Origin of the sequence: Coleofasciculus sp. E2-BRE-01 (assembly GCF_040221695.1) — a bacterium.
Lineage (GTDB): Bacteria > Cyanobacteriota > Cyanobacteriia > Cyanobacteriales > Coleofasciculaceae > Coleofasciculus.
The window spans coordinates 1-6,130 of the sequence record NZ_JAVKEA010000012.1 but is presented as its reverse complement, the minus strand read 5'-3'; the positions used below and the strand labels follow the sequence as shown (position 1 = coordinate 6,130).

The 6,130-nt window shown below is 44.1% G+C and carries 3 protein-coding genes; all 3 read right to left on the bottom strand.

From position 1 onward, the window contains the following. Positions 1 to 164: 164 nt before the first annotated feature. The 3 genes from cas5d to cas10d all read right to left on the bottom strand — a co-directional run bounded on the left by cas5d (position 165) and on the right by cas10d (position 5,650). Positions 165 to 869: a type I-D CRISPR-associated protein Cas5/Csc1 gene (gene cas5d / locus RIG66_RS02005; protein WP_446374717.1), complete on the bottom strand. Its 705-nt coding sequence runs from the start codon at positions 867 to 869 to the stop codon at positions 165 to 167. A gap of 266 nt (positions 870 to 1,135) precedes the next feature. Further along, positions 1,136 to 2,152, bottom strand: a complete 1,017-nt coding sequence (gene cas7d, locus RIG66_RS02000) for a type I-D CRISPR-associated protein Cas7/Csc2 (RefSeq protein ID WP_446374715.1) — start codon at positions 2,150 to 2,152, stop codon at positions 1,136 to 1,138. A gap of 180 nt (positions 2,153 to 2,332) precedes the next feature. Further along, positions 2,333 to 5,650 carry a type I-D CRISPR-associated protein Cas10d/Csc3 gene (gene cas10d / locus RIG66_RS01995; RefSeq protein WP_446374713.1) on the bottom strand — a complete coding sequence of 1,106 codons (3,318 nt, stop codon included), beginning with the start codon at positions 5,648 to 5,650 and terminating at the stop codon, positions 2,333 to 2,335. Positions 5,651 to 6,130 lie beyond the last annotated feature (480 nt).

Here is a 6,130-nt window from a genome sequence, read left to right as displayed (position 1 = left end):
TTCATCCACAATGTTTTTTTCAAACAGGTTCCGTTTAATACATAGCTCCCCAACATTGCTCGCTTTCCCCCACACCCCACACCCCATACCCCACACCCAGTATCCTATCGTGGGTAATGTGGCTTAAGTTGACACCCATGGGCACTGTCGTACCCTTACCTAGGTTATTTACTAAAACGATACTGCATCAGTGCAGGGATTTTTAGACGGTTAAATCGGTAGTATTTTCCCTGCAAAGTGACCGTTTTAATCAAGCTAACCGGAGGCATATTGATTACGTCATAACTAATAACCCGATGGCAAAACATGACATCTAGCGGGTTAAGCGGATAGGGAAATATAAACGATTCCGTTTCTCTCGATACTTGACTTTCCTGAGTTTCCATAATCTCCAGCCGTGCCTTACTTGCCCATTTGCCTAAGCGAATCCAACTGGGCAAGGTTAAAGGGGTTTGGCTAATCACAAAACCTTCAAATCGACTTTCTGGCGCAATCTCTTTTGCCCTGCCAAAACTGGGAATATTCTTCTGGGTTTTCTTCATTTCAACATGATAGCGATTATCGGCATATTTCCAGGTATTGAGAACTGAGGTATGTTCAATCGTTCGGGCGGGTGTGACATAAATGCCTTGTTGATTCAGCGGAGTTAACTGTGCTTGATACTGGGGAACCTGTTCGGCACAAAAATAGCGATAAGATGCCTCTGGGGAAACGGTGGTGGCATATCGTTCACTATCGACTAATCCAAAAGCATAAGAGAGGGCATAATTGTGAAGTACAGGTTCCGTTTCATAGAGTCTGCCTATTTCACGAGTGGCGAAATAAAGACTATCGTGTAATTCAATTTGATAGCGATAAAGGATTGCCATCGGGTTTACCGGGTTGGGGATTGGGGATTGGGAAATTTGCTCAATAAGAGATCCCCCCTAGCCCCCCTAAAAAAGGGGGGACAAGAGATTCCTCAACGTTAACATTTCCTCTAAAAAGGGGGGACAAGAGATTCCTCACTGTTTCCCTTAAAAGAGAGGATCAAAAGATTTCTCAAAGTCCCCCTTTTTAAGGGGGATTTAGGGGGATCTAAACGTGAACCATGTTGAACTGACGTTGATGCCAATGCCAGCTTTGCCTCTCTACATCAATTTGTTGATTTAGCTTTCGCCTTTTTCTTAGAACTAATGTGTTTTTGGGCATACTCTTTGGCTTCAGCATCGGCTTGCTGTAATATTGCTTTCATTCCGGCTTCATTTCCTACCAAGGTTTTCACCTCATTCAACAGCGGTTGAAAATCACCACTAATATAATCGGTGTGGACAATAAATTCTTGAGTCATTAACTGTTCAATGGCGGTTGTTGCCGCATCTATGACATCCTCTTCATCTAAAGGATCAAGGGTGGGTAATGTATTCTTTGCCTTCATTTGGTCATAAATTGCCTGAGTCCAGCGTAAATTACTGGTAATCTCTCCATCAGCAAAAATCACCCCCAGTAATTCATTTCTCACTCGTCCCGTGCGGGTGGTTTGTGCGCCATAATGACGGGTACGGAGGATATTATTGAAGACGTACAGAAAGCTGGATTCTGTGGGATCTTTGAGAGTGACAATACTAGGAAAAAAGACTTGGGGGCGGATATGATCCTGTTGATTAATTCGACTGGTGACTTCTCCCGGTTTAGACCCCTTTTCGCCTTTCGATGTCATCGTGCCATTTTCAAAGGGTGCATTTAGGGTAAAGGTTTCGTGAGATTCATCAAAGGGAGTAATGGAAAAGGCAGTATCCACGACAACTTTTGACTTTTCTGACCCCGAATCCCCAATGGCAAATCCATAGATAATACAGTCTGGATTATCCATGGCAAAACTGACGTTATATTCACACTCATCAGCCGTAATTAAGCCATAGTTCCGCAATAATTCTCGCCCGACTAAGCGTTCTGGAGTAGACTGTTTCCGCTTGAACATGGAGAGGCGACTCATCGTATTCTTCTCTTGAATCCCTGCCCGAACTCGTGCCTTATTCAGTTCACCATCGGTTTGAAACAGAGGATAGGATTCAGTAATCCGAAGGGTGAGAAAATGAACATATTTTCCCATGGGTTTGTAGGGAATCTCTGAATGAAATAGATTCGTGTCGATAGTTTTCAGAAATGGCATTAGTTTTCTCCTAAGTAGTAAATGGCAATTGAAAAAGAGGTACTTTTTAACGGATCATCTTTCGGTTATTCCTCCAACTCGATAAACTTTTCCCTCGAACCTGTTAAAATCTCTGCGTACCTCTGCGCCCACCTCTGCGTACCTCTGCGTTAAAAAAATACTTGTGGTCATAAATTAACCTCAACCCTCCTTAACTACATCCTCCGTTAATTCCTCCTGGCGCTGACGATTTTCCTTGTCATCTTCCAGGCGATACAAAAACTCACAAGTATCCCGAATTAAATTCAGTTGTCGCCCAGCTAACCGGGCGCGATCGCACCGAAATGAGTTCTCAAAAACTTCCACCACAAAGTAGTGGGCAAATTCGATAATTGCCTGCCGTTCTTTTTCCCGATTACTAATCACCCAGCGCCCTTCAGCCGTTGACCCGTGAACCCGATCCATCAGTTTAAAGACTTCCGCCGCTACCGCCATCACTAAGGCTTCCCCTTGAAACACGGTTGTATCGGCTTTAAGAATCGTATCAGCGGCAATATCAATCGGTTTTAACACTGCATTAGCTTTAGGATTATAGCGCTTATTTGCCCGATAAAATTGGCGATACAGTTCCATCAACTGTTTAGGATGATTGAGACTCGATTGTTCTGTCACGATCAATTCCTCCTGATCCGAATCATAATAACTGTAGGGGTCAAAACAAGGATAAAACTGATAAGCATAGAGGCGAATTTTATTCAAAGGGGCGGTATCCTGGCTATGGCTACGAACCCAGCGGTTGAGATAACTAAAGACATAGAGAGGACTGGTTTCAAAATCCTTTGCCAGTTCGGTTAATCTGCCCCAATTCGGGTCATACCCAGACTTACCAGTTTTAGCATTAACATCCAGATGAATCGCATAAGCGGCTGTAAGACTATTCAACGGTGCGGGATGCTGCAACCCGTTTTCTGTCCAGCCTTCCAGGATATAATCTAACCGGAAGCGATCGCGTCTCACTAAAGCCCGAAATGCTGGAGGCGCACTATCCAGAAAAACTGTCTCTTCAAATGCTGCGCCATCAGTAAACGGCGGAATTGGAGACTCAGACACCACCGTTTTTACATCTAGAATCATCGGAAATGCTAACGCTAACCAACTGGGCATTACCCACGACTCCGTATCTGTACTATCGCGCCCCGGTGGGATTGCCATGAAGTAAAATGTCATCGGTTGATCATCAGGATAGGCTAATTTAAACGTGCGATCGCGTCCCGGTTCAAGGGTGTCTTGAATCAGAAACATATCCACACTCTGATAACGGCGACGACTTAAATTTGCCCTCAACTCCTGACTAATAAAATGATTGCGAATCTGAGTATTAAACCGAGTTTGGGCAATCCCACTATATGCCTTTTGCAGGAATTTATTCGTCTCTGGCGTAAAGTAATAAGTCGGATAAAAATACAGATACCGATATTTCCCATCCTCAAACCGTTTACCCACCGCTTGGGTTTGATTCATCAAGATTTGCCGCAACATCATCTCAATTCCCGCAATACTGGAAATATTCCGTTTGGCATTAGAACCCCCCAACATTTGCTTATTCGTATACACCTGAGGCGTAAACAAAACCGCTGATTCCATCTGTTCAGTTACCGTGTAGGGAGAATGGGAAATCGAACAAATTAACTGACGCCCTCGCCCGGGTTTCTTCGCCGCCTGATAATTGACAAATTCCTGTAAAAACACATCAACCGCCGCCCCCTGTTCTTGGCAATTGGGTAACATCACCACTCGTTCCAGCCAAAGCCTTAAATCATCCCAGCCGTCGGGTAATGGATACTCAGATATCAGAGGTTGAATTAACTGCGTCACATAGGCAATTAACTCCTCCCCCGTTTCGCGAATGGTTTCCAACCCTGGATGCTTTTGCAGATACTTCGCCGCCAAAAAATACCATGGGTATGGAACCCCTCCGGTATTTCCTTTTAACTTTTTCTGCTTCAATCGTTGATTAATCTGCTGAATCTCCCGAATGGGCGGCAAATACTCATTTAAATGCCAATATTGCGCCAGTTTATCGACTAAATCCAGAGGAGGAAGTTCCGGTAACTGCTTATCCTGCTTCCGCACCACTTCAATTTGACTCACCCGTTCCCCCCAAATCTTACGACTGACTAAATCGCCAAATTCGGCTAATTGATCAATGCGGATATCATCGCCAAATTTAACGTCATACTCGGCGGATAAGATTCCCTGTTGCTGAAACTTAACCAGGTTATCACTGCGACTCTTGGCGACTGAGGGTTTATTCGGATTTAAAATCCGCAAGGTTGCATCTAAGGCTACCTCCATTAACCCAGATTCATCAAAGAATAACTGATAATAGTCCGCATATTTCATTCCCTTTCCATCGCGTCCAAATCCCGTTTGTCTCAGGCGCAATTGTTCCCGACACAGAGATTTAATCCTAGCGACAACTCTATCCGATAAACCATCCAGTGAAATCGCAGGCGCATGACGATGTGCCAAATAAATAACCCCGGTTGGTAAATAGAGTAAGGGTTCAATATCTGATTGTGTCTGATGAATCTGAATTAAGGCATTATTCACCACATTGGTTAATACGCCGCGATTCTCGGCAATACTGTGATACGTAAATGTCAGTTGTCCATCACTAAGACTGTGAATAAGTTCTTGAAGTCTAGAATTTGTCGCATCTTGAGGATGCTTAACAATCGACGCCAAGGAGTCAGCCAGACAGGTTAAATCAGACAAACAGCGCAGCGTGCGATCGCGCAAGACTGGATTGAGTCCATATTCGGAAAAGTTCCAGTTAGTATCCCAGCGTCTTTGAGCATTATATGCCATACATAATAAATCATCAATATACTCAGAATAGGTGTCGGGATTCTCTGGATTAATTAAGGAATTTAACCCCAATTGGTGAACTTTGTGATCAATAATCTGCCGATGTGCATCAAGGGACAATTTTCGGCAATCCTTGGGGACATCGGGGAACTTTTCAAAGTCATGAAGAATAAAGGCGGCGATGACTAAGCGGCGTTCGCGTTCTCCGACAACTCGTTTAACGGTTGTATTCAGGGTTTTGAGTCGCTTTTGAATTAAATTAGCGGGAAATACACCATTGAGTAAATGAGTATTGAGGGATTGATCGGTGGCATTATCTCGGCGTACTTTTTCTTTCCCTTCAGCTTCTCGTTGTTGATCTAAGTGATCAAAAAACTTGCCCCCTTTTGCAGTTACGCCAATGGCAAATTGTAAGAGATTTGGTAAAACATACTCGCCAAAATCCCGCATTACTGGATCATCGGGATTCTGTGCCTGAATTGCTTCTCGCAGTAAGGTAAGGGTGAGTAAGGATTGGGAGGTTTCAACGGTGCGATTGGAGGGTTCTGTATTAAAGCCTAAGTCGTCATCGTCTAGCCAATTATCATCAGGTTCTGGCGTTATATCGAATAGGGATAACTGATTGAATTGCTGAGATTTTTTCGTCATGGTTTACCTTTGTTTATTTTAATCCTTCTGTCCTTTTCTAACAGGGCGCAAGCCTTGCGCCCCTACGGTTCTTGTCTATTTGCTATTTGTAGTGGCGTGACCCACCTAAAATGGTGAAATAGATTTGGTTCGTAGTGAGGGCTTTAGCCCTCTCCAGCTAGGCGTTAAAGCACTAAAGTGCTTACTACAAACAAAGTCCTATTTTAACCCGGTCACGCCAGTAGGGTGTGTTAGCGAAGCGTAACGCACCTTAGTTAGCTTTGATCACGATAAGCGATGGTGTTAAGACAAAACATAAGCAAATTGATGTTACAATCATTACCCGTAGGGGCACGGCACTGCCCATTGGTGTCAACTTAAGGTGAAAGCTCGGTTGAGCAAGGGTGTCGGGTGTCGGGTGTCGGGTGTCGGGTGTCAGGATGGAATTGTCTGTTGGAGGCGAAAAAACCTCACACCTACCACCATTCACCTCACCTATTC

Bases quoted from the DNA above. Each gene is read 5' to 3' on its own strand.
- cas10d (WP_446374713.1), bottom strand. From the start codon at position 5,650: ATGACGAAAAAATCTCAGCAATTCAATCAGTTATCCCTATTCGATATA.
- cas7d (WP_446374715.1), bottom strand. From the start codon at position 2,152: ATGCCATTTCTGAAAACTATCGACACGAATCTATTTCATTCAGAGATT.
- cas5d (WP_446374717.1), bottom strand. From the start codon at position 869: ATGGCAATCCTTTATCGCTATCAAATTGAATTACACGATAGTCTTTAT.